At 71.1% G+C, this 19853-nt stretch carries 14 protein-coding genes and 1 pseudogene; 10 read left to right on the top strand and 5 right to left on the bottom strand.

What is annotated here, in order from left to right; all coding sequences use genetic code 11:
* Window positions 1-187: 187 nt before the first annotated feature.
* On the bottom strand, window positions 188-679 hold the full coding sequence (locus ACIBK6_RS38390; protein ID WP_399057491.1) for a GNAT family N-acetyltransferase: 492 nt from the start codon (window positions 677-679) through the stop codon (window positions 188-190).
* Between the two features lie 48 nt (window positions 680-727).
* On the opposite strand from ACIBK6_RS38390, the gene ACIBK6_RS38395 reads away from it, so the two are divergent.
* From ACIBK6_RS38395 to ACIBK6_RS38405, 3 genes and pseudogenes are all read left to right on the top strand, one after another.
* Entirely contained in the window at window positions 728-1531 is an 804-nt protein-coding gene (locus tag ACIBK6_RS38395; protein WP_399057493.1) for an exodeoxyribonuclease III, read from the top strand.
* Window positions 1532-2007: 476 nt separating this feature from the next.
* The gene (locus ACIBK6_RS38400; RefSeq protein WP_399057495.1) at window positions 2008-3210 is read left to right on the top strand and encodes a helix-turn-helix transcriptional regulator; all 1203 of its coding nucleotides are present in this window, start codon (window positions 2008-2010) and stop codon (window positions 3208-3210) included.
* Window positions 3211-3299: 89 nt separating this feature from the next.
* A pseudogene (locus ACIBK6_RS38405) lies at window positions 3300-4021 on the top strand (GntR family transcriptional regulator).
* Between the two features lie 78 nt (window positions 4022-4099).
* Here ACIBK6_RS38405 and ACIBK6_RS38410 read toward each other — a convergent pair.
* Window positions 4100-4777 (bottom strand): MerR family transcriptional regulator, encoded by a 678-nt coding sequence (locus tag ACIBK6_RS38410; protein WP_399057567.1) that lies wholly within the window; start codon window positions 4775-4777, stop codon window positions 4100-4102.
* A gap of 188 nt (window positions 4778-4965) precedes the next feature.
* Between ACIBK6_RS38410 and ACIBK6_RS38415 the strand changes: the two genes are divergently transcribed.
* Genes ACIBK6_RS38415 through ACIBK6_RS38425 form a run of 3 tightly spaced genes read left to right on the top strand, consistent with a single transcriptional unit; the run spans window position 4966 to window position 8308 of the window.
* Window positions 4966-6501: a flavin-containing monooxygenase gene (locus ACIBK6_RS38415; RefSeq protein ID WP_399057497.1), complete on the top strand. Its 1536-nt coding sequence runs from the start codon at window positions 4966-4968 to the stop codon at window positions 6499-6501.
* A complete protein-coding gene (locus tag ACIBK6_RS38420; protein WP_399057499.1) occupies window positions 6498-7436 on the top strand; it encodes an alpha/beta fold hydrolase in 939 nt (312 codons plus the stop codon). The genes ACIBK6_RS38415 and ACIBK6_RS38420 overlap by 4 nt, the downstream gene beginning before the upstream one ends.
* Window positions 7433-8308: an SDR family oxidoreductase gene (locus ACIBK6_RS38425; protein ID WP_399057501.1), complete on the top strand. Its 876-nt coding sequence runs from the start codon at window positions 7433-7435 to the stop codon at window positions 8306-8308. The genes ACIBK6_RS38420 and ACIBK6_RS38425 overlap by 4 nt, the downstream gene beginning before the upstream one ends.
* A 1356-nt stretch (window positions 8309-9664) precedes the next feature.
* On the opposite strand, the gene ACIBK6_RS38430 is transcribed toward ACIBK6_RS38425, so the two are convergent.
* The gene (locus ACIBK6_RS38430) at window positions 9665-13018 is read right to left on the bottom strand and encodes a S41 family peptidase (protein WP_399057503.1); all 3354 of its coding nucleotides are present in this window, start codon (window positions 13016-13018) and stop codon (window positions 9665-9667) included.
* A gap of 154 nt (window positions 13019-13172) precedes the next feature.
* Between ACIBK6_RS38430 and ACIBK6_RS38435 the strand changes: the two genes are divergently transcribed.
* Entirely contained in the window at window positions 13173-13748 is a 576-nt protein-coding gene (locus ACIBK6_RS38435) for a TetR/AcrR family transcriptional regulator (protein ID WP_399057505.1), read from the top strand.
* Between the two features lie 131 nt (window positions 13749-13879).
* The gene (locus tag ACIBK6_RS38440; protein WP_399057507.1) at window positions 13880-16117 is read left to right on the top strand and encodes an MMPL family transporter; all 2238 of its coding nucleotides are present in this window, start codon (window positions 13880-13882) and stop codon (window positions 16115-16117) included.
* A gap of 198 nt (window positions 16118-16315) precedes the next feature.
* On the opposite strand, the gene ACIBK6_RS38445 is transcribed toward ACIBK6_RS38440, so the two are convergent.
* Window positions 16316-16753 (bottom strand): SsgA family sporulation/cell division regulator, encoded by a 438-nt coding sequence (locus ACIBK6_RS38445; protein WP_399057509.1) that lies wholly within the window; start codon window positions 16751-16753, stop codon window positions 16316-16318.
* A gap of 304 nt (window positions 16754-17057) precedes the next feature.
* Between ACIBK6_RS38445 and ACIBK6_RS38450 the strand changes: the two genes are divergently transcribed.
* The gene (locus tag ACIBK6_RS38450; RefSeq protein ID WP_399057511.1) at window positions 17058-18221 is read left to right on the top strand and encodes a serine hydrolase domain-containing protein; all 1164 of its coding nucleotides are present in this window, start codon (window positions 17058-17060) and stop codon (window positions 18219-18221) included.
* A complete protein-coding gene (locus ACIBK6_RS38455) occupies window positions 18218-18997 on the top strand; it encodes an SDR family NAD(P)-dependent oxidoreductase (RefSeq protein WP_399057513.1) in 780 nt (259 codons plus the stop codon). Before ACIBK6_RS38450 ends, ACIBK6_RS38455 begins: the two co-directional genes overlap by 4 nt.
* A gap of 10 nt (window positions 18998-19007) precedes the next feature.
* On the opposite strand, the gene ACIBK6_RS38460 is transcribed toward ACIBK6_RS38455, so the two are convergent.
* Window positions 19008-19853 (bottom strand): DMT family transporter, encoded by an 846-nt coding sequence (locus ACIBK6_RS38460; RefSeq protein WP_399057515.1) that lies wholly within the window; start codon window positions 19851-19853, stop codon window positions 19008-19010.

Genomic DNA, 19853 nt, shown 5'->3' on the forward strand with positions numbered 1-19853 from the left:
CCCGCCTCCAGCCCTGGGAAACGATCACCTGCTGCACGGGAAGCGATCTCCAACACCCCGCCACGTCGCAGGTCAACAGCACTCGTGAACACCCGACAACAACAACACGGAATCCCGTCCGATCAATCGATCGGACGGGATTCCGTCGTTTCCGGACGAAGTTGGGGTGGCACCGCCGCCCCGACGCTCATCCTCCGGAATGGTTGAGCGGTTTGGCGAAGCAGCGGCTGGAGTCGTACGTCCGGTAGTGGCCGAACTTTTCGCAGGGCTCGTAGCCCGTCGAGGCGTAGAGGGCGATGGCCTCCGGCTGCTTGGTGCCGGTCTCCAGGACCATGCGGGTGCGGCCGGCCGCGCGGGCGTCGGCCTCCAGGGCGGCGAGGATGCGGCGGGCGAGGCCGAGGCCGCGCGCCTCGGGGACGACGTACATGCGCTTCAGCTCGGCGTCGCCGTCGCGGTAGTTCTCCTCGTTGGCTTCCTGCCTGCGCCAGCCGCCGGTGGCGACCGGGCGCCCCTCGGTGTCGTACGCGATCAGGTACAGGCCGCGCGGCGGTATGAACATGGCGGCGTCGAGCGGCGTGACATCGCCCTCGCCCTCGTACCGCTCGGCGTATTCGAGCTGGACCTGGTCGTTGAGCTTGACGGCGTCGGGGTGGTCGTAGCCGACCTGGCGGATAAGCATGCGTATCATCGTACTTCTATGCGTGGGTCGAGTCGGTAGGGTGCCGGGATGCTCACTGTTACCTCTGTGAATGTGAACGGGCTGCGGGCCGCCGCCAAGAAGGGCTTCGTGGAGTGGCTCGGGGGGACCGGGGCCGATGTGATCTGCCTGCAGGAAGTGCGGGCCGAACCCCACCAGCTGCCCGCCGAGGCGGGGGCGCCCGAGGGCTGGCACGTCGTGCACGCGCCTGCCACCGCCAAGGGGCGTGCGGGTGTGTCGCTGCTCACCCGCCGCGAGCCCGAGCGGGTGCGGATCGGGTTCGGCAGCGCGGAGTTCGACGGCAGCGGGCGCTACGTCGAGGCGGACCTGCCCGGCGTTACCGTGGCCTCGCTGTACCTCCCGTCCGGCGAGGTCGGCACCGAGCGGCAGGACGAGAAGATCCGCTTCATGGCCGAGTTCCTGGTGTACCTGCGCGAGCTCAGGGTACGGGCCGCCGCCGACGGGCGCGAGGTCGTGGTGTGCGGCGACTGGAACATCGCCCACCAGGAGGCCGACCTCAAGAACTGGCGCGGCAACAAGAAGAACTCCGGCTTCCTGCCCGAGGAGCGGGAGTGGCTCACGCAGGTCTTCGACGCGGAGGACGGCGGCTACGTCGACGTCATGCGCGCCCTGCACCCGGACACGGAGGGCCCGTACTCGTGGTGGTCCTACCGGGGCCGCGCCTTCGACAACGACACGGGCTGGCGCATCGACTACCAGGTCGCCACACCCGGCCTCGCCCGGCGGGCGGTGAAGGGGCTGGTGGAGCGGGCCGCGAGCCATGGGGAGCGGTGGTCGGACCATGCGCCGGTGACGGTGGTCTACGACCTGTAGGGGGCGGCCCGCATGAAGCCCCGCCCGGCGGTGTTTCCTACCGTCGCCGGACGGGGCTGATCTGTGCCCGCGCGCGGCGCCGCTACTCGCGGGGGCTCGGGCCGGAGGACTCCGTGGTTCCCAGCCGGATGACGTCCGCGATCCTCTCGGCGAGCGAGGCGGGGACCATTCCGACGTCGACCCACGGGGTTCCTCTGCCGCTAACCAGCGGGCGGAGGCGGTTCGCTTGCTCCTCCGTGGCTCCCGCTGCCCGTAGAGCCCTCTGAAGTGTGCCCGCAGCCTCCGTGGCTCTGTCCCAGCCGCTCCGCCGTTCCTGCATCTCCACGGCTATGCGCCCACCTTCGGGTCCGCCGCAAGGGTCTGTGCAGCTTGCGCGTTGCTGTGTCGCGTCGATTCGGTCATGCCATCAGCTTCCGGCTGGAGTGGATCTCCGGCTAGCGGCCCCGTGTAGGCCACCTGTCGGCCAGACTGGTCACATGGCGGGGAGTATCGGGGCCAACATCCGGTGGCTACGCGAGCAGCGGGGATGGAGCCAGGCGCGGTTGGCGCGTGAGGTCTGCCGCGCTGCCGGAGTTCAGGGCGACCCGATCGGGCGTCAGGAGATCAGTCGGTACGAGACGGGCAAGCGCACTCCTCGCGAGTGGCTACCGTTCATCGCTGCCGCACTCGGGGTATCGGCAGACGTGTTCGCAGCGGTACAAAAGCCCACTGAACCCCCGCTGCCGGCGCTGGCCGACTATCTGCCCGCCGGTGATCCCCTAGCCCCTCTCAGTGCCCGTGATGGGCGACAGGTCGGCATGGGTGCCGTGGCTGATCTGCAGCAACGGGTACACGGGCTCCGCCTTGCCGACGACGTGATTGCGGGTGGCGACCTGATGCGGCCCGCCCTCCGGGAACTCCGCTCTGCCGTGAAGCTCTTCCGGGAGTCCAGCCACAGCGAAGAGGTGGGCCGCGAACTGCTCAGGCAGATTGGCGAGTTGGCCCAGATCGCTGGATGGATCGCGAGCGATGCCGGACAGTACAGCGAGGCTGAGCACATCTACCGGCTCGGAATCAGCGCCGCCCGACAGACGGACGACCACACGCTAACGGGCAACCTCGCTGGCTCTCTCGCCTACCAACTCAGCAATATTGGCAGGGAAGTTGAGGGCGTCCAGCTTGCTCGCGCCGCTCTCGACGAGGCAGGGACGGACTCACCGGCCAAGGCGCGGGCCCTCTATCTCGATCGGGTGGCATGGGCGCACACCAAAGCGGGTGAGGCTCAGTCGGCCATGCGGGCGCTCGGCGAAGCCGGCGAGGCGCTGAGCCAGGACAGTGACCGTCAGGAGTCCCCGGCCTACCTCTATTGGGTGGACGCCGGAGAACTACAGGTAATGGAGTCGCGCGCCTACACGGAACTGCGCCGACCCCTCTGCGCCGTTCCGCTGCTCCGGGACGTACTCAGCCGGTACGACGCGACGCACACCCGGGAGCTCGCGCTGTACCTGTCGTGGCTTGCCGTAGCCCTCGCGGACGCCAACGAGCCGGAGGAGGCGGCAGCCACGGCAGAGCGCGTCATCATCCTGTCCGCCGGCATTGCCAGCGAGAGGACGGCGGAGCGGGTGCGGGTCGTACTCGCACGGCTTGAGCCGTTCCGAGACGTACCCGAAGTCCGCGCCCTCCTCGACAGCGCCGCGTGAGCCGACAGCGATCCCGACACCCGTACCCAGGCCTGTGCACTAGTGTGCCGAGCGTCGGAACGCCTCAACTCCGTTGAGAGGAACGGCAGATGCCGTCAGAGAAGACGTTCACGAAGATCGCCGACCACTTCCGGGAACGGATCATGTCCGGGGAACTCGCCCCTGGTGTTCAGATCCCAACCAACCGGGAAATCGCGGAGAGTTGGCAACTGCCGCCGCGACCGTGAGCCGGGCGCTGCAAGCGTTGCAGGTCGAGGGTTACATCAGGACCACGGCGCGGGGGACGTTCGTCGCCGACGACCCCGTGTGGACCCTCACGCCCAAGGACCGTCTGGAACGGGTCCAACGAGTGAAGAGCTTCCTTGCGGAGGGCGAGACATCGCGCGTGACGGCCGCCGAGCTGGTCAAGCCGCCGCTGTACGTGGCCGACATCCTGGACCTGGAGACGGGCGACCAGGCCGTGCGGCGCGAGTGGATCGCAGGCAGGGGCAGGACCCGGACCGTGTTCGCGGTCGTCTGGTATCTCGCCCCGTTCGCCGCCTTGGTCCCCGATCTGCTCAACACCTCACCGGGCCGGAACCACGGGCTCACGGCGCGAGTCCTGGAAGCCACGGGGCGCACGATCACGCACGCCAGGGACGACATGCACGCCAGGGAAGCTGACGCCCGCGAGGCGAGTGCGCTGGGGCTTCCCCCGGGATCCCCCATCCTGGCCGGCGCCCACCGCTGGACGGATGCGGAGGGCGTCATCGAGTACGGGGAGTGGTGCCTTCCGCCCCGCTTCACGATCGGGTACGAATATCGGCCCTGAGTCCGCATCGCACGGGCCACCTCGGGGGAGGCCGGGCCGGGCCGCTACCTCTGCCGGCGGCCGGCTGTCGGCAGCCCCTCAAGCCTCCCCCGGCAGATGCCGGTCCAGGGCCAGGGACAGTTCCGCGTCCACCACCGCCTTCGCCAAAGGGCGCATGCGTTCCGCGTCGCTGCTGGGCGCGTGGGTGTGGAGGAGGTCGGTGAAGAGGGTGGCCAGGGCGTCGGCGTGTGCTCTCACCTCTCGGGCCGCCGCCAGGACCGCGGCCAGTGGGACGCCCTCGCGGACCAGGGAGGACGAGACGTCCAGGAGGCGGCGGCTGACGTGGACGATCTCCTCGCCGGAGACGGTGAGGTAGCCCAGGTCAAGGGCGGCCGCGAGGTTCTCGGGGGTGGCCTCGCCCGCGAAGTGGTCGGCCAGCGCCTCGGGGGTGAGGCGGACCGGGGTCTCCTCGGTGGGCTCGACCAGTCCGAGCGCCTCGCCCGCGTCGCGGCCCGACTCGAAGGCGGAGGTGAGGTCGGCGATGCCGGACAGGGTGTGGCCCCGGTCGAGCAGCGCCGAGATGGTGCGCAGCCGGGCCAGGTGGTGGTCGTCGTACCAGGCGATCCGGCCCTCGCGGCGGGGCGGCGGGAGCAGGCCGCGCTCGCGGTAGAAGCGCAGGGTACGTTCGGTGATCCCGGCCTTCTCGGCCAGTTCCGACATGCGGTACTCGCGGACACCTTCGCTTGTGCCCGTGCCCGTGCCCGTACCCGTACCCATCCCCGTACCTGTCTGGTCTGCTGCCACGGGCGTCAGCCTATGCGGTGGCCACCGCATAGGGGCGCCGCGTTGTACCGGCGGTAACTTCCCGCCCCGGACCCCTACCGTTCGGTATGCGACTGCTCTACCCTCCCAACAGTGCCAGTGATTGCTGGCAGGGTTGCGGGACGGACCGTGGAGGCGGTGGCATGGCCCAGTACGAGCATGTACGTGTGGCGGTGATCGGGTCGGGGTTCGGCGGGCTCGGGGCGGCGGTCCGGCTGCGCCGCGAGGGGATCACCGACTTCGTCGTCCTGGAACGGGCCGGTTCCGTCGGCGGCACCTGGCGCGACAACAGCTACCCCGGGTGCGCCTGCGACGTCCCCTCGCACCTGTACTCGTTCTCCTTCGCGCCCAATCCGGACTGGCCCCGCACCTTCTCCGGGCAGGAGCACATCCGGGCCTACCTCGACCACGTCGCCGACACCTTCGGGCTGCGCCCGCACATCCGCCTCGACCACGAGGTGACCATGATGCGGTGGAACGCCGAACAGGTGCGGTGGGAGATCGACACGGCCAACGGCCGCAGGCTGACCGCCGATGTCGTCGTGTCCGCCACCGGGCCGCTCTCCGACCCCAAGATGCCGGAGATACCCGGGCTCGCCGACTTCCCCGGGAAGGTGTTCCACTCCGCGCGCTGGGACCACGACTACGATCTGCGCGGCAAGCGCGTCGCCATGATCGGAACCGGTGCCTCCGCCATCCAGATCGTGCCCTCCATCCAGCCCGAGGTCGGTAAGCTGACGCTCTTTCAGCGGACGCCGCCCTGGGTCATGCCCCGAATGGACCGCGTGATAACGGGAGTTGAGCGCTGGCTGCACCGTCAGCTGCCCGCCACCGGCGCCGCCCGGCGCGGACTCCTTTGGGGCATAAGGGAGTTGCAGGTCAGCGCGTTCACCAAGCGGCCCAATGAGCTCGGCCTCATCGAGTCGCTCGCCAAGTCCAACATGGCCCGCGCCATCAAGGACCCTGTCCTGCGTGCCAAGTTGACGCCCGACTACCGGATCGGCTGCAAGCGGATCCTGCTGTCCAGCTCGTACTATCCGGCGCTCGCGAAGCCCAATGTGGACGTCGTCGCCTCCGGGCTCGCCGAGGTGCGCGGCTCGACCCTGGTCGCCGCCGACGGGACCGGGACCGAGGTCGACGCGATCATCTTCGGCACCGGGTTCCACGTCACCGACCTGCCGATCGCCGACCGGGTCGTCGGCGCGGACGGGCACACGCTCGCCGAGGCGTGGAAGGGCGGCATGGAGTCGCTGCGCGGCGCGACCGCGGCCGGGTTCCCCAACTGGATGACCATCATCGGGCCCAACACCGGCCTCGGGAACTCCTCCATGATCTTGATGATCGAGTCCCAGCTCAGCTATATGGCCGACTATCTGCGGCAGTTGAACGTGCTCGGCGGCAAGGTCGCGCTCGCCGCCCGGCCGTCCGCCGTCGGCGCCTGGAACCGGCGGGTGCAGGAACGCATGAAGCGGACCGTGTGGAACACCGGCGGCTGCACCAGCTGGTACCTCGACGCCGGTGGCCGCAACACCACCATCTGGCCGGGCACCACCAGCGAGTTCCGCCGCGCGACCCGGGAGGTGGACCTCGCGGAGTACGAGGTCGTACGGGCCCGGCCCGCAGCGGACCCCACCAAGGACGCGGCAAGTGCCGCCGGCGAGCAGGCGGTGTCGGCATGAGCCGGATCGGCTCCGCACGCGACGCGGTGTACGCCCCGCCCGTCGCCGACCGTGAAGTGACCGCATTCTCCGCCGACGGAACCCCGCTGCACGTCGAGGTGCACGGCCCCGCCGACGCGCCCGCCGTCGTCCTCGCGCACGGCTGGACCTGCTCGACCGCGTTCTGGGCGGCGCAGATCCGGGCGCTGGCCGGTGAATGCCGGGTCATCGCCTACGACCAGCGCGGCCACGGCCGTACGCCCGCAGCCGAGGTCTGCTCCACCGGCGCGCTCGCCGACGATCTCGAAGCGGTGCTCGGCGCGACGCTCGCGCCGGGCGAACGGGCGGTCCTCGCCGGGCACTCCATGGGCGGCATGACGCTGATGGCGGCCGCCGCGCGCCCCGGGTTCCGTGCGCACGCGGCGGCGGTCCTGCTGTGCAGCACGGGCAGCTCGCGGCTTGTCGCCGAGGCGCGGGTGGTGCCGATCCGCGCGGGGCGGGCCCGGACCGGGATCACCCGGCGCATCCTGGGATCGGGCGCGCCGCTCGGGCCCGTCACCCCGCTCGCCAAGAAGATCCTGCGGTACGCGACGATGGGGCCCGGCGCCGCGCCGGACCGTGTCGAGGCGTGCGCCCGCATCGTCCACGCGTGTCCGCGCAGGGTGCGGCAGGACTGGTCCCGCGTCCTCGCCGAGCTCGAACTCGATGCGCTGGTACGGGAGTTGAGGGTGCCCGCCGCCGTGGTGGCCGGTAGCGCGGACCGGCTCACGCCGCCCGTGCACGCGCGGCGGCTCGCGGGCGCGCTGCCCGACTGCCGCTCGTTCGACATGCTGACCGGCGTCGGGCACATGACGCCCGTCGAGGCGCCCGAGTTCATCACCGAGAAGATCCATGAGCTGGTGCGTACGCATCTCGTCGCCCCGGCCGCCGTCGACGCCGAGGAGAGTGCCGTATGAGCAGGGTCGGTCTGGAAGGACAGGTCGCGGTCGTCACGGGCGCGGCGCGGGGCGTCGGCGAACTCCTCGCGCGCAAGCTGTCGGCGCGCGGTGCCAGGGTCGCCCTGGTCGGCCTCGAACCCGACGAGCTGAAGCGGGTCGCGGCCCGGCTGCACACCGAGGCGGAGTCCTGGTACGCGGACGTCACCGACCACGAGGCGATGGCGCGGGTCGCGACGGAGGTCAAGGAGCGGTTCGGGAAGGTCGACATCGTCGTCGCCAACGCGGGGGTCGCCTCGGGCGGGCCGTTCCTCGACTCGGACCCGGACGCGTGGCGCCGCGTCATCGAGGTCAACCTGATCGGCGGGGCGGTGACGGCCCGCGCCTTCCTGCCCGTACTGATGGAGTCGCGCGGGTACTTCCTGCAGATCGCCTCGCTCGCGGCGATCACCCCGGCGCCGATGATGACGGCGTACTGCGCCTCGAAGTCCGGCGTGGAGGCCTTCGCCCACAGCCTGCGCGCCGAAGTCGGCTACAAGGGGGTGCGGGTCGGCGTCGGCTACCTGTCGTGGACCGACACGGACATGGTGCGCGGGGCCGACCAGGACGAGGTGATGCGGGAGTTGAGGTCGCGGCTGCCCTGGCCGGCCAACCGCACGTATCCGCTCGGGCCCGCCGTCGACCGCATCGTCGCCGGGATCGAACGGCGCTCCTCGCATGTGTACGCGCAGTGGTGGCTGCGCGGGATGCAGTCCGTGCGGGGGTATCTGCCGGGGGTGATCGGGGCGGTCGGGCAGCGGGAGATGCGGCGGTTCGAGCCGCGGCTCGGCGGGGTTTCGCGGGGACTCGTCGGCGCGGGCGGCGCGGCGGACGAGGAGGCGCGTCGGGGCTGAGGTCCCGGGGGCGCGGGATGCGGCTATGCCCTGACTCCGCCCCAATCGGCAGAGTTCCCCGGTTCGAGTCCGGGGGGCGGGCACTCGACAACAACGAGCACCAGGCGGTGAATCACGACCCCACGCATTGAGTGCAGCGAGGCGGCAACTCGGCGTGGACGCTGCGGAGTTCACGACCAGGTTTCAGCTATTCCCTTGCGGTGCCACTCTGAGGTGAATTCCGGAAGCCCCGGGAGATCGGCTGGAACGGATCAGTACGGGCGACCATTCCGTGATGCCTTTCACGCCCCTGGGAATGTATGCGCTCGTCTCGGACCCGTCTGGGAACTTGATTTGTGCAAGTCGTTGCGGATCGCCGTTCGGCTTGGCGGGCGGGCGAACATCGATGCCGAGCACGGTTCCGTAAGCCTGCTCAAGGGCTTTGGTTCTCACGGAGAGGCGCTTATTGAACAGAGAGTCCCCGGGTGCCCCGAGCTGACCCGTGGTGGGCGCTGGTGCGACTCCCCATGGCACTGCACCCGCACAGGCCTTGACCAGGCCCGTACGGGTGCAGAAGGGGCGCAGACCTTGCCCCGGGCAGTCAACTTGTTACCGGCCAGAACGGAGAGTGGTGGCGGTTCGAGTTCGCCCGTCCTGGCTCCCTTGCTAGCCGAGCAGGGCCTTCAGGAGGGCGCCTACGACGTGGACAAGCCCGACTACGACAGCACCAAGGACGGAGAGAATTGGCACAGTAATCCCCTTGCTATGAAATGGATTTTGGAGCCGACTCGGCGGCTCGTTCGAGCCACCCCTGTTGTAACTGCCTCACCCATTGAATGGACACGCCTGGCTTCACCCGCATGGGGAAGATGAAGTGATTCCCCCCGCCCCTTGGGAGGTGATCCCCCCACGCCCAGACGACCCCGCCCCCCGTCTTCTATCCCCGGGTGCCCTGAGCTGGCCACGGGTGGACGCTGCGAGAAGCACCGACGCGAGGCCGAGCAGCAGCGCGGGGCGAGTGCAGAGCGGGTGCCGGACGCGTTCAATCGACAACGGCCGTTGTGTACTCACTGTCACGACAGAGAGACCGCGAAGCGTCAACCGGGTGATTGGGCTGCCGCGAATGCGAAGCCAATTCGGAAATGGGGCGCAGCCCGACCGGGGGGACTCCCCTCCGGCCCACCGGCTCCCGCTGATTCCGGTGGTGGGCAACGCCTACCGGTACACCGAGGAATCCACCCTTCCCGGGGCAGCCTCAACGCTCAACGGGCTGTCCATACCGCAATGAAAGCGAAAGGCCGCTTCCCTCCACTTCGCCGACCAGTTCTTCAACGGCGACGTGGCGGTGAGCCCCGAGGGTTTGGTTGTGACGCCACGTCAGATGATCGGTCGGCTGGGTGTATCGCGCGGCGGCAGTACCGGACGTTGCCGGTTGGGGGTTGTGGTGTAGCCCGGCGGGGTCGAGGCGGGGTGGGTCTTCAGGAGGTCCAGGGCCAGGCATACCGCGTCGTCCAGCTGGGCGTGGCGGCCCTCGGCCCAGTCCAGCGGGGTGCGCAGGATCTCCAGGTCCGGTTCGACGCCGTGGTTCTCCACGGACCACCCGTACTCGTCGAACCAGGCCGCGTTCATGGGGACGGTGATGACCGTGCCGTCGCCCAGGGTGTGGCGGCCCGTCATGCCCACCACGCCGCCCCAGGTGCGCTGGCCCACCACCGGGCCCAGGTTCAGGAGGCGGAAGGCCGCGGTGATCATGTCGCCGTCGGAGGATGTCGCCTCGTCGGCCAGGGCAACTACGGGCCCCCGTGGGGCATTTGACGCGTACGACACCGGCTGGGCGTTGCGCGTCAGGTCCCAGCCCAGGATGCGGCGGGTCAGTTTCTCCACGACCAGCTCGCTGATGTGGCCGCCCGCGTTTCCGCGGACGTCGACGATCAGGGCGGGGCAGCTCATCTCCGGGCGCAGGTCCCGGTTGAACTGGGCCCAGCCCGAGCCGCCCATGTCCGGGATGTGCAGGTAGCCGCACTTGCCGCCGCTCAACTCCCGTACCACTTCCCGGCGTTTGGCCACCCAGTCCTGGTAGCGCAGCGGGCGCTCGTCCACCAGGGGGACCACCGCCACCCGGCGCGCGCGGCCCTCGCCCTCGGCCGGCTGGAAGGTCAGCTCGACGGTCGTGCCGCCGGTGCCCGCGAGCAGGGGGTAGGGGCCCGCCGTCGGGTCCACCGGGCGGCCGTCGACGTGGGTCAGGATGGCGCCCTCCCGGATGCCCGAGCCCGCCAGCGGTGAGCGCGCCTTGGAGTCGGAGGAGTCGCCGGGCAGAATGCGCCGGACCAGCCAACTCCCGTCCCTGCACGCCAGGTTGGCGCCGAGCAGGCCCTGCGCCCGCTGGTAGTGCGGGGGGCCCTCGTTGCGGCGGGCGGCCGTGACGTAGGCGTGCGAGGTGCCCAGTTCGCCGAGGACCTCGCGCAGCAGGTCCGCGAACTCGTCGGGGGACGCGACCCGTTCGACCAGCGGGCGGTACTGGTCGAGGACCGCCGGCCAGTCGATGCCGCACATCCTCGGCTCCCAGAAGTACGCGCGGATGATGCGGCCCGCCTCGTCGTAGGCCTGGCGCCACTCCAGGGCCGGGTCGACCTGGTGCAGGATGCGGCGCAGGTCGACGTAGACCGTGGAGTCGCTGTCGCCCGGCTCGGTGGCGGGGACCGCCCGCAGCTCGCCCTCGTCGACCACGACAAGGCGGCTGCCGTCGCCGCTGACCGCGAAGTAGTCGAGGTGGTCGACCAGTTCGGTCTTGCGGGCCTTGGAGATGTTGAAGTGTTCCAGGGTGGGGCGGCCCGAGGTGTCGGCCGGGTTGGCGAAGGTCTCGCCGAGCGCGCCCGAGATGGGCCAGCGCAGCCAGACCAGTCCGCCGCCGGACACTGGATGCAGCGCCGAGTACTTGGAGGCGGCGACGGGGAACGGCGTGACCCGGCTCTCCAGGCCCTCCACCTCCACCGTCACCGTGCCGTCGCCGGAGTCGTCCTGCGGGTCGAGACCGCCCGCCGCCGGCCGCCCGTCCGGTGACAGCGCGAACGGCGAGGGCGTCGCCGAGGACAGCGGGACCAGATAGGGGCGGCAGCCCAGCGGGAACGAAAGGTCCCCGGTGTGCACGTCGTACACCGGGTCGAAGCCGCGCCAGGACAGGAACGCCAGATAGCGGCCGTCGCTGGTGAACACCGGGTTCTCGTCCTCGAAGCGGCCGTTGGTGACGTCCACGACGGTGCGGGCGCCGGGGCCCGAGATGCGGGCCATCTTGATCTGCCGCAGGGAGCGGCCGATGCCCGGGTGCGACCAGGTCAGCCAGGCGCCGTCCGGCGAGAAGGCGAGATCGCGGACCGGGCCGTTGAGGGACCTGATCAGCTCGGTGACCTCGCCTCCCCCGGACTCCGTCCCGGCGGTGCCCAAGGCCTCCGTCGCGGCGGTGTCCCGGGATTCCTCCGTTCCGGAGGTGCCCTCGGATTCCTCCGTCGCGTCGATGAGCAGGAGGCGGCCGTCGTTCGCGGCGACCGCCAGGCGTTCGCCGTCGGGGTCGGACACCATCTCGTGCACCCGGCCGAGCGCGCCCGCCGCGAGCCGCCGCGGCGCGCGGTCGCCGCTCGCCCGCGGCAGATAGGCGATCTCCACCGCGTCCTCGCCGTCCGCGTCCGTGATGTACGCGACCTGCCCGCCGCTGCCCAGCATCTCGGGCATCCGCACCCGTACTCCCGGGGTGTCCGAGATGGTGCGGGCCGGGCCGTCGCGGTGGGTCAGCCAGTACAGGCTGCCGCGCACCACGACGGCGCTGGCCCGGCCCGTGGTGTCGACGGACAGCGCGTCCACGTGGTTGGCGGCCGGGACCTGGTAGGTGCGCCGTCCCGCGCGGGGCCCGCCGAGGCGTACGTCCAGCTTGCGCGGCTTCGAGTCGGGAGTGAGCGCGTCCACGATCCACAGGTCGCCCCCGCACTGGTAGACCACCCGGCGGCCGTCGCTGGAGGCGTGCCGGGCGTAGAACGCGTCGTGGTCGGTGTGCCGGGTCAGATCGCTGCCGTCGGGCAGGCAGGAGTACAGGTTGCCGACGCCCTCGTGGTCGGAGAGGAAGGCGATGCGGCCGTCCACGAACATCGGCGCGTCGAGGTGGCCGCCCAGGTCGGGCAGCAGCCGCTTGCCGTGCAGCCACAGCCGTCCGGTGGCGCCGCCGCGGTAGCGCTTCCAGGCGGCCGGCTCGTGCGGCGGCTTTCCGGTGAGCAGCAGGGTGCGGCGCTCGCCGTCGACGTCGGTGACCGCGATGTCGGAGACCGGGCCCCAGGGGAGCTTGCCGCCGGGAGAGCCGTCGGTGGGCACGCTGTAGGCCCAGGAGAAGTACGAGAACGGCTGGCGGTGGGAGGACACCGCGAGGATGTGGCCGTCGGGCGTCCAGCCGCACACCCGGGTGTCGGACGAGCCCCAGTAGCCGAGCCGGCGGGCCGCGCCGCCGGTCACCGGGGCCAGATGGATCTCCGGGTCGAGGCTGCGCCAGGTCGTGTACGCGATCTGGCTGCCGTCGGGGGAGAAGCGGGGGTGGCCGATCTTGGTGCGGTCGACGGTGACCCGCCAGGCGCGCGAGGGACTGTGCCCGGCCGGGACCAGCGGGGCGACCCACAGGTCGTCCTCGGCGGCGAAGCACAGCAAGTCGGCGTGCAGATGCGGGAACCGGAGGTACGCGGCGTCGTCACTCACCCCCCAATGCTTTCCGCGGGAAGGGGGTGCGGCAACTTTTGGGAGGGGTTTATTCCGTTCCGACACCTGTGGTCAGGAACACAAGCGAAACGGTTTCGTTTCGCTGCGGGGCGAGGTTACCTTCGTACGGTACGCACAGGAAGGGAGGTCGATCATGGCGGGCAGGCTCACCGCGGAACGCGCGGGGGAACTCTACGAAGCCGTGCTCGGCCTGCTGCGCGAGGTCGGTTACGACGCCCTCACCATGGACGCCGTCGCCACCCGCACCCGCTCCAGCAAGGCCACCCTCTACCGCCAGTGGGGGAGCAAGCCCGAGCTGGTCGCGCGGGCGCTGCGGCACAACAAGCCGGTCAGTCTCGCCGAGATCGACACCGGCTCGTTGCGCGGCGACTTCCACGAGCTGGTCGCCCGCGAGGACGACTGTCAGATGGAGAAGGACTCCGCGCTGATGCGGGGTCTGACGCGGGCCGTCCACGACCATCCCGAACTCCACAAGGCGCTGCGCGAAGTGCTGATCGAGCCGGAGATCACCGGTCTCGACGCGCTGCTGCGGCGCGCCGTGGAGCGCGGCGAGGTCCGTGGCGACAACCCGGCGTTGTCCTATGTTGTACACATGCTGGTCGGCGCCTTCGTCGCCCGGCAGCTCATCGAGGACCGGCCGATGGACAAGGCCTTCCTCGCCGACTACATCGACGCCGTGGTCCTCCCCGCCCTCGGCGACCCTCGTTAGGCACCCTGCCCGGCCTCCCCGCCCGGCCTCCCCGCGCAGTACCCGCCCCACCTGACGTACGCCGCTCTCGTCGTCGGGCTGGTTCCCCATGCCCTGCTGGTTCCATACGACTTGACCGGGAGTACGCCCTCGTGGCCACGTTCCTCTACCGCCTAGGCAGGTTCGCCTTCCGGCGCCGCCGCTATGTCGCTCTGGTGTGGGTGGCGCTGCTCGCCCTCGCCGGGTTCGGCGCCGCCTCCGCGACCACCGCCACCTCCTCCTCGTTCTCGATCCCGGGCACCGAGGCGCAGCGCGCCTTCGACCTGCTCAAGGAGCGGTTCCCGAACGCCACCGCGGACGGCGCAACCGCCCGGATCGTCTTCAAGGCGCCCGAAGGCCAGAAGATGGCCGACGCCCCCAACAAGGCCGCGGTCGAGAAGACCGTCGCCTCGCTCCGGGCGAGCTCCGACCAGGTCGCCTCGGTGACCGACCCGTTCAAGGCCAACGCCGTCTCGAAGAACGGCCAGGGTCCGGTCGCGTACATCCAGGTGTCGTACAAGGCCAACGCGATGCAGCTGACCGACGACACCCGCAACGCGCTCAAGAAGAGCGGCGACGAGGCGAAGTCGGCCGGGCTCACCGTGGACATCGGCGGTGACGCGCTCCAGTCGATGCCGAAGAGCGGTTCGGGCGAGATCGTCGGTGTGGTCATCGCGGGCCTCGTCCTGGTGATCACCTTCGGCTCGCTGGTGGCGGCGGGCCTGCCGCTGCTCACCGCGCTGATCGGCGTCGGCATCGGCGTCTCCACCATCACCGCGCTCGCCAACGTCCTGGACCTCGGGTCCACCACGTCCACGCTCGCGATGATGATCGGGCTCGCGGTCGGCATCGACTACGCGCTGTTCATCGTCTCCCGCTACCGGGCCGAGCTGGCCGAGGGCAGGGAGCGCGAGGAAGCCGCCGGACGGGCCGTCGGAACGGCCGGTTCCGCCGTGGTGTTCGCCGGTCTGACCGTGGTCATCGCGCTGGTCGGCCTCGCCGTCGTCAATATTCCGATGCTCACCAAGATGGGCGCCGCGGCGGCCGGCACGGTCGTCATCGCCGTCCTCATAGCGCTCACCCTCATCCCCGCGCTGCTCGGCTTCGCCGGCAAGCGGGTGCTCGGCCGCAAGGCCCGCAAGGCGTACGAGAAGGGCGAGGGGGCCCCCGAGGGCAAGCCCAACATGGGCACCCGCTGGGCCAGCTTCGTACTGCGCAAGCCGGTCTGGGTGCTGCTCGTCGGCGTCCTCGGCCTCGGCGCGATCGCGCTGCCCGCCAGCTCGCTCCAGATGGGTCTGCCGGACGACGGCTCGCAGCCCACCTCCACCACCCAGCGCCGCGCCTACGACACGCTCTCCGACGGCTTCGGGCCGGGCTTCAACGGGCCGCTCATGGTCGTCGTCGACGGCAAGGGCAGCAAGGACGCGCAGGCCGCCGCCGACCGCACGGTCGACGCGATCAAGAAGCTCCCGGACGCGGGTCCGGTCCTTCGGCCGCAGTTCAACAAGACGACCGGCAACGACACGGCGACCATCACGGTCATACCGAAGTCCAAGCCGTCCTCCACCCAGACCGAGGACCTCGTCCACTCGATCCGGGACACCAGCAGGACGCTCCAGGCCGACACCGGGGCGAAGCTCCTGGTGACCGGCTCGACCGCGATGAACATCGACTTCTCGCAGAAGATGAACGACGCGCTGCTGCCCTATCTGGCACTCGTCGTCGGCCTCGCCTTCCTGCTCCTGATGGTGGTCTTCCGCTCGGTCCTCGTCCCCCTGAAGGCGGCCCTCGGCTTCCTGCTCTCGGTGGTCGCGGCCCTCGGCGCGGTCGTCGCGGTCTTCCAGTGGGGCTGGCTCGGCTCGCTGTTCGGGGTCCAGCAGACCGGCCCGATCATGTCGATGATGCCGATCTTCATGGTGGGCGTGGTCTTCGGTCTCGCGATGGACTACGAGGTCTTCCTGGTCACGCGGATGCGCGAGGCGTACGTCCACGGCGAGCGGCCGGGGCAGGCGATCGTCACCGGGTTCAAGCACGGTGCCCGGGTGGTCACCGCCGCCGCCGTCATCATGATCGCGGTCTTCTCCGGCTTCATCGGCTCCAGCGAGCAGATGATCAAGATGATCGGCTTCGGCCTGGCCATCGCGGTCTTCTTCGACGCGTTCATCGTCCGGATGGCGATCGTGCCCGCGGTGCTCGCGCTGCTCGGCGCGAAGGCCTGGTGGCTGCCGCGCTGGCTCGACCGGGTGCTGCCGAACGTCGACGTCGAGGGCGAGGGCCTGCGCAAGCGGCAGGAGGCCGCCGAGCGCGACGGCGACGGCGACTCCGGCCGGCGCGAGCTGGTGGGGGTCTGATCCCCACCCCCACAAACGCCGGGGCCGACCGAAATGAGCGGCGGAGGGCCCCGGCCGACGCCAACGGCCTGTGGGGACGGGTCCGCTGGCGCCCCTCGGCCCCCCGTGCGTCATGGCGCACGGGGGGCCTCCGCATGCTCAGAGCCGGTGTCTGAACCCCGTCCGGGTGCGGGCGAGGTTCAGACACCGGCTCTCGGCTCAGGACGTGCCCGCCGGGTGCGGGGCGGCCCTGGCGTCGGTCGCGTACGTGTGGCGCAGGAAGCGGACCAGCGGCGAGTTGTCGAACTGCACGACGGCCACCCCGTCCGGCGAGTGGAATTCGAGCACCGTCTGGGCCCGGCCGCACGGCCAGACCTCCACATCGCCGCGGCGGGCGGGCGCGCGCAGCCCCGATTCCAGGAGGTCGCGCGGGAACGTCCACTCGTTGTCGCCGGGGAAGGCGAAGCAGACCGCCCCGGGGGAGCCGGCGGGGTCGTAGCGCAGGGCCACCGGGACGGGGTTGGACAGCGGGGCGTCCGTGACGATCCGTGCCCGGGCGTGGTCCTCGACGCCGCGACCCGCGGGCTGGCCCTCAGCGTGGCCCTCGGCGTAGTTCTCAGCGTGATCCTCGGCGTGGTTCTCGGCTGCGGGGGACATCGCTCGCTCCTCACGCTGGGTACTACCGGGCGGCAGTTCGCGTTATTAGTCTCCAATGTCCCATATTTCGCTGGCGAAACCTCTGCGAGTCGACTTGTGATCTACTGCACGGCCGTACTCGCCGCGGCGGCGACGGCGGAACGGGGCGCGTAGCGGGCACCCTGCCCCTGGCCCCCCACTCCTCAAACTCCCCCAAGGTCATAAGGGCCAGGGGACCCCCGTGAGGGGCTGATTTCCGCCGACCGGGGGTCGGGCACCATGGACGGGTGCGTCAGTGCGGCGCCGGCTGAGTGGGGAGCGGATCGTGGTCGACGTACAGGGCGCCGTGGCACCGGGGTACGAGCCGGTCGAGGACGCCTTCGTGCGGAACTTCTCGCAGCGCGGCGAGCGCGGGGCCGCCGTCGCCGTGTACCGGGACGGGCGCAAGGTCGTCGATCTGTGGGCCGGTACCAAGGACGTCGACGGCACCGCTCCCTGGGCCGTCGACACCGCCCAGATCGTCCGCTCGGCCGGCAAGGGCGTGGCCGCCGCCGTCCCCCTGCTCCTGCACCAGCGCGGCCGGCTCGACCTCGACGCGCCGGTGTCCACGTACTGGCCCGAGTTCAAGGCCAACGGCAAGGAGCGCGCCCTGGTGCGGCACCTGCTGTCGCACCGGGCCGGTGTGCCCGCCCTGGACCGGCCGCTGACCCCCGCCGAGGCCGCCGACGGCGAGTCCGGCCCGGCGGCCGTCGCCGCGCAGGCCCCGTTCTGGGAGCCCGGCACCGCGCACGGCTACCACGCGCAGACCTACAGCTGGCTGCTCGGCGAGCTGGTCCGGCGGGTCACCGGACGCACCATCGGCCGCTGGCTCGCCGAGGAGATAGCCGGGCCGCTCGGCCTGGACTTCTGGCTCGGGGTGCCGGGCGAAGAGGCGCACCGGGTCGGCCGGGTCGGCCCGGTCGAGGCGCCCGAGGGCGGCGACGGCGGGCTGCGGCTGCGGCCCAAGCGGAGCGTCGCCGAGGCGTACCAGGACCCCGGCTCGCTGACCCGGCGCGCGTTCGGCGCGATCGATCCGCTGCCGGACGAGAACGACCCCGCCTACCGTGCCGCCGAACTCCCCGCCTCCGCGGGCATCTCCACCGCCCGCGCGCTGGCCCGCTTCTACGCCGCCACCATGGGCGAAGTCGACGGCGGGGCAAGGCTGTTCGCGCCCGCGACGCTCACCCTGGCCCGCACCGAGGAGAGTTCGGGGCCGGACCGCGTCCTGGTCGTCAACACCCGCTTCGGGCTCGGCTGCATGCTGCACGGCCCGGCGTCCCCGCTGCTCGCCCCCGGATCCTTCGGGCATCCGGGCCGCGGCGGCTCGCTCGGCTTCGCCGACCCCGAGTCGGGGATCGCGTTCGGATACGTCACCAACGGCCTCCAGAAGGGAGTGACCGCGGATCCCCGTGCCCAGGCGCTGGTGCGGGCAGTACGTTCGGTGTCATGACGCATCCGCAGACGGCACGCTTCGAAGGACACGCGGTACTGATCACCGGCGCGGGGCGCGGCATCGGCGCCGCCATCGCGCGCAGACTCGCTGCCGAGGGCGCCCGAGTCCTGGTCACCGACGCCGACTTGGACCGGGCCGCCGCGACCGCCGCCGACCTGAAGGGCGCCCTCGCCCGGCGGTGCGACGTGTCCGACCGGGACTCCGTGGAGGGCGCGGTCGGCTACGCGGTCGCCGAGTTCGGGCGGCTCGACGTCCTCGTCAACAACGCCCACTCGTGCCACCCCGACACCCCGCTCTTCGAGGACCAGGACGACGAGACGTGGGCCCGCGACCTCGACGTCACCCTCACCGGCGCCTTCCGCTGCGCCCGCGCCGCGCTGCCGCACCTCGCCGCGTCCGGCCGGGGTGCGATCGTCGGTATCGGCTCGGTCAACGGCGAGCAGGACTTCGGCAACCACGCCTACAGCGCGGCCAAAGCGGGCCTCGCGTCCCTGACCCGTACGCTCGCCGGGGACGCCGCGCCGCGCGGTGTGCGGGTCAACCTGGTGCAGCCCGGCACGGTCCGCACGCCCGGCTGGGACGGCCGCGAGGCCCACCTCGACAAGCTGGCCCGCGTGTACCCGCTCGGCCGGGTCGGCGAGCCTGAGGACATCGCAGCGGCCGTCGCGTTCCTGGCCTCCGCGGACGCGGCCTGGATCACGGGCACGACGCTGCGTGTCGACGGGGGCCTGCTCGCGGTCAATACGGCGGCCCAGCAGGTGCTGGGAGTATGAATCCAGCCCCTCAGCCTGCCCGCAGCATCAAGCCGATGCCCGCCACCATCAGGCCCGCCGCGGCGATGCGGGGTGCCCCGAACCGTTCCTTGAAGAACACCGCCCCGATCGCCGCTCCCACGATGATCGAGGACTCGCGCAGCGCCGCGATCGGGGCGAGTGGGGCTCTGGTCTGGGCCCACAGGACGAGTCCGTAGGCCGTGACCGAGAGTGCCGCGCCGAGCAGCCCGCGGGCCGCGAACGGGCGTAGCGCGGGGGCCAGTTGGGAGCGCAGGCGGTACCCGGCGTACGCCGGGATCGCCAGGCCCTCCAGGATCATCAGCCAGGCGATGTAGCCGAGCGAGGAGCCCGACGCGCGCACCCCCACGCCGTCGATCACCGTGTACCCGGCGATCGTCAGGCCGGTGGCGAGCGCGGCGAGGATGGCGGGCCAGTGCGGCCGCGAACCCCGGATGCCCCACAGGGCGACCCCGACCAGACCGGCGCAGGCGACGGCAACTCCGGCCATTTGCCAGGGATTTGGCGTCTCGTGGACGAACGCGGCGGCGAGCAGCGTCACCACCAGCGGGGCCGTGCCGCGCGCGATCGGATACATCTGCCCGAAGTCGCCGAGCGTGAACGACCGCATGAGCAGCAGCATGTACGCGATGTGCAGTACCGCCGAGGTCAGCAGATACGGCCACGCCCCGGCGGCGGGCAGCGGCAGGAACGGGGCGGCCAGCAGCCCGAGCAGCGCGCCGCCGCCCGATATCAGGGTGAACGAGAGCAGCTGGTCCTTGAGGTGGTGCGCGAGCGCGTTCCAGCTGGCGTGCGTGATGGCCGCGAACAGCACCGCGAAGGTGACGGTGACGGTCAC

It is taken from the genome of Streptomyces sp. NPDC050485, assembly GCF_044458185.1.
Classification (GTDB): domain Bacteria; phylum Actinomycetota; class Actinomycetes; order Streptomycetales; family Streptomycetaceae; genus Streptomyces.